The sequence below is a fragment of the Burkholderia sp. WAC0059 genome, assembly GCF_002870125.1.
Lineage (GTDB): Bacteria > Pseudomonadota > Gammaproteobacteria > Burkholderiales > Burkholderiaceae > Paraburkholderia.
Window position 1 is genome coordinate 1 of sequence record NZ_PNEO01000049.1, and the last position, 3,777, is coordinate 3,777.

Here is a 3,777-nt window from a genome sequence, read left to right on the forward strand (position 1 = left end):
CCTGTCGCGCCGCCGGCGGCCCCCGCCGCCGCGCCTCAGCCGCCGGCCGAGCCGGCCGCGCCCCGCGCGGCGGTCGCCGCCGCGAGCGCGCCGGAAGCCGAACGCAAGGGCCGTCCGGCCGCCGCCGCGGGCGGCGCCGAGGGCAGCTCGATTCGCGTCGGCGTCGAGAAGGTCGACCAGCTCATCAACCTCGTCGGCGAGCTCGTCATCACCCAGGCGATGCTGGCCGAAACCACGAGCACGTTCGACCCGGCGCTGCACGACCGGCTCTTCAACGGCATGGCGCAGCTCGAGCGCAACGCGCGCGACCTGCAGGAAGCGGTGATGTCGATCCGCATGATGCCGATGGACTACGTGTTCAGCCGCTTCCCGCGCGTCGTGCGCGACCTCGCGGCGAAGCTCGGCAAGCAGGTCGAGCTCGTCACGTTCGGGCAGGCGACCGAGCTCGACAAGAGCCTCATCGAGCGCATCATCGACCCGCTCACCCACCTCGTGCGCAACAGCCTCGACCACGGCATCGAGACGATGGAGGTGCGCGAGGCCGCGGGCAAGGACCCGACCGGCCAGCTCGTGCTCTCGGCGGCCCACCACGGCGGCAACATCGTGATCGAGGTGAGCGACGACGGCGCGGGCCTGCGCCGCGACAAGATTCTCGCGAAGGCGGCCAAGCAGGGTCTGCCCGTCAGCGACGCGATGAGCGACGACGAGGTGTGGAACCTCATCTTCATGCCGGGCTTCTCGACGGCCGAGCAGGTGACGGACGTGTCGGGCCGCGGCGTCGGCATGGACGTCGTGAAGCGCAACATCCAGTCGATGGGCGGCCACGTCGAAATTACCTCGCGCGCGGGGCAGGGCACGACGACGCGCATCGTGCTGCCGCTCACGCTGGCGATTCTCGACGGCATGTCGGTGAAGATCGGCAACGAGATCTTCATCCTGCCGCTGAACTTCGTGATGGAGTCGCTGCAGCCGCGCGAGGAGGACATCTACACGGTCAGCAACGGCGAGCGCGTGGTGCGCGTGCGCGGCGAATACCTGCCGCTCGTCGCGCTGCACGCGGTGTTCTCGGTCGACGGCGCGCGCACCGACCCGACTCAGGGCATCGTCACGATTCTCGAGACCGAGGGCCGCCGCTTCGCGATGCTGATCGACGAGCTGGTCGGCCAGCAGCAGGTGGTCGTGAAGAACCTCGAGACGAATTACCGCAAGGTGCACGGCATTTCCGCGGCGACGATCCTCGGCGACGGCAGCGTCGCGCTGATCGTCGACGTGGCGTCGCTGAATCGCGAGACGCGCTCGGCGCACAGCGCCGTGCTCGCGGCCGTCGGTTGACGCGCGGGCTTCGGCGCGCAACGGCGGCAGGCAGTCGGAATTTACGAGTCCTTTAATCCTTTTCCAACCGTTCAGGGGCTAACGTGGCAGAAGTCCAATCCATTCAGGGCAACGCCGGCGCGCATCGCCGCGACGTCCACGCCCAGCAGGCCGACGCAGGCGGTCAGGAGTTCCTCGTCTTCACGCTCGGCAAGGAAGAGTACGGCATCGACATTCTGAAGGTGCAGGAAATTCGCGGCTACGACAGCGTGACGCGCATCGCGAACGCGCCCGAGTTCATCAAGGGCGTCATCAACCTGCGCGGCATCATCGTGCCGATCGTCGACATGCGCGTGAAGTTCCACCTGGGGCGCATCGAGTACGACCACCAGACCGTCGTCATCATCCTGAACGTCGCGCATCGCGTCGTGGGCATGGTGGTGGACGGCGTGTCCGACGTGCTCACGCTCCAGACCGACCAGATCATGCCGGCGCCCGAATTCGGCGCGACGCTCACGACCGAGTACCTGACCGGGCTCGGCACCGTGGACGGCCGCATGCTGATCCTCATGGACATCGAGAAGCTGATGACGAGCCGCGAGATGGCGCTGATCGAGTCGATCAGCGAATAAGCGCGGTACAACGAACAACCGGGGACGGCCGGCACGGCCGGCGCAAGGAGAGAGGAGCCAAGCCGCCACGAGAAGCGGCGACGCGCCTCGCATGTGGCCATCGCAGCATCGTCATGCCGGCAACCGTAGGTAGAGATGGGGAGTATCGAAATGCTGCAAAAATGGTCGATCCGCACGACGTTGACCGTCGCCGGAATCATTCTCTTCGCGATGATCGTCGCGGTCGGCGCGCTCGGCCTGTCCGCGCTCGATCGCGCGAACGACTCGCTCGAGATGATCGCGCGCGGCGACCTGACGGCGGTGCGCTCGCTCAACGACGCGTCGGGGATGCTGCTGCGCTCGCGCGTGGCGCTCGAGCGCGTGAGCTCGCTCGTCGCCGCCAACCAGGCCGACGACGCGAAGAGCGCGCTCGCCCGCGGCGACGAGTTGCTCGGCAAGGCGAACGACGCCTGGACGGCGTTCCAGTCCGCGCGCAAGGTGGGCCTCGACGCCGCGATGCTCGATTCGCTCGCGGCGAAGCACGACGCGCTGATGGGCGAAGTGACGCAGGAGTTCTCGGCGCTGCACGCGAACGATCTGGCCGGCTACCACGCGATCGCCGACACGAAGATCAGCCCGCTCTTCGTCGACTACGACAACGTCGCCACGCAGGTCATGCAGGCGCTGCAGGACCACGCGCAGGCGAGCCAGGCGGCCACGGCGGCCAGGATCAGCCTGATGATGGGCCTGATCGTCGCCGTGGTCGTGCTCGCGGCCGTCGTGCTCGTCGCGATCCGCTTCGCGCTGCGCGGGTTGCTGCTGCGGCCGCTCGACGAGGCCGTGACGTGCTTCGAGCACATCGCCGGCGGCGACCTCACGCAGCAGGTGAACATGCGCGGGGCCGGCGAGATCGGGCGCCTCGTCGCGGCCGTCCACCGCATGCAGGAAAGCCTCGCGCGGATGGTGAGCACGGTGCACGAGGGCGCGAGTTCGATCGACATCGGCGCGCGCGAGATCGCGATGGGCAACACCGACCTTTCGCAGCGCACCGAGCAGCAGGCCGCCTCGCTTCAGGAGACGGCCTCGAGCATGGAGCAACTGACGGGCACCGTGCGGCAGAACGCCGAGAACGCGCGCCAGGCGAGCCAGCTCGCGGTCAACGCGTCGGACATCGCGGCGCGCGGCGGCGAGGTGGTCGGCCAGGTCGTGAACACGATGGACTCGATCGCGGCGAGCTCGACGAAGATCGTCGACATCATCGGCGTGATCGAAGGCATCGCGTTCCAGACCAACATCCTCGCGCTCAACGCGGCCGTGGAAGCGGCGCGCGCGGGCGAACAGGGGCGCGGCTTCGCGGTGGTCGCGGGCGAGGTGCGCAGCCTCGCGCAGCGCAGCGCCTCGGCCGCGCGCGAGATCAAGGAGCTCATCAACGACTCGGCCGACAAGGTGCAGAGCGGCTCGGCGCTGGTCGGCCGCGCGGGCACGACGATGGACGAGATTCTCCAGGCGGTGCGGCGCGTGACGGACATCATGGGCGAGATCAGCGCGGCGTCCGAGGAGCAGTCGGGCGGCATCGAGCAGGTCAACCGCGCGGTCACGCAGATGGACGAGGTCACGCAGCAGAACGCGGCGCTCGTCGAAGAAGCCGCCGCCGCCGCCGCGTCGCTCGAGGAGCAGACGCGGCAGTTGCAGGCCGTCGTGGGCGGCTGGCGGGTCGGCGGGAGCGCGTCCGTCTCCCGCGCGGGCGCGGCCTCGGGTCGGCCGGCCCCGGCGAAGCCGGCCGCGAAGGCCGCCGCGCCGCGCGGCGCGACCGGTACGGCGGCGCACGCCGCCCGGCCGGCCGCGACGACTCCGG

General features: G+C 69.5%; 3 protein-coding genes. All 3 read left to right on the forward strand.

Going from position 1 to position 3,777, the window contains the following annotated elements:
* Positions 1-1,332: chemotaxis protein CheW (locus CY652_RS23565; RefSeq protein WP_180970745.1), on the forward strand; the 1,332-nt coding region annotated here is incomplete at its 5' end.
* Positions 1,333-1,415: 83 nt separating this feature from the next.
* Positions 1,416-1,943, forward strand: coding sequence for a chemotaxis protein CheW (gene cheW, locus CY652_RS23570; RefSeq protein ID WP_102133111.1), 528 nt, complete (start codon positions 1,416-1,418; stop codon positions 1,941-1,943).
* Positions 1,944-2,093: 150 nt separating this feature from the next.
* On the forward strand, positions 2,094-3,777 hold a 1,684-nt coding region (locus tag CY652_RS23575; protein WP_102133112.1), incomplete at its 3' end, for a methyl-accepting chemotaxis protein.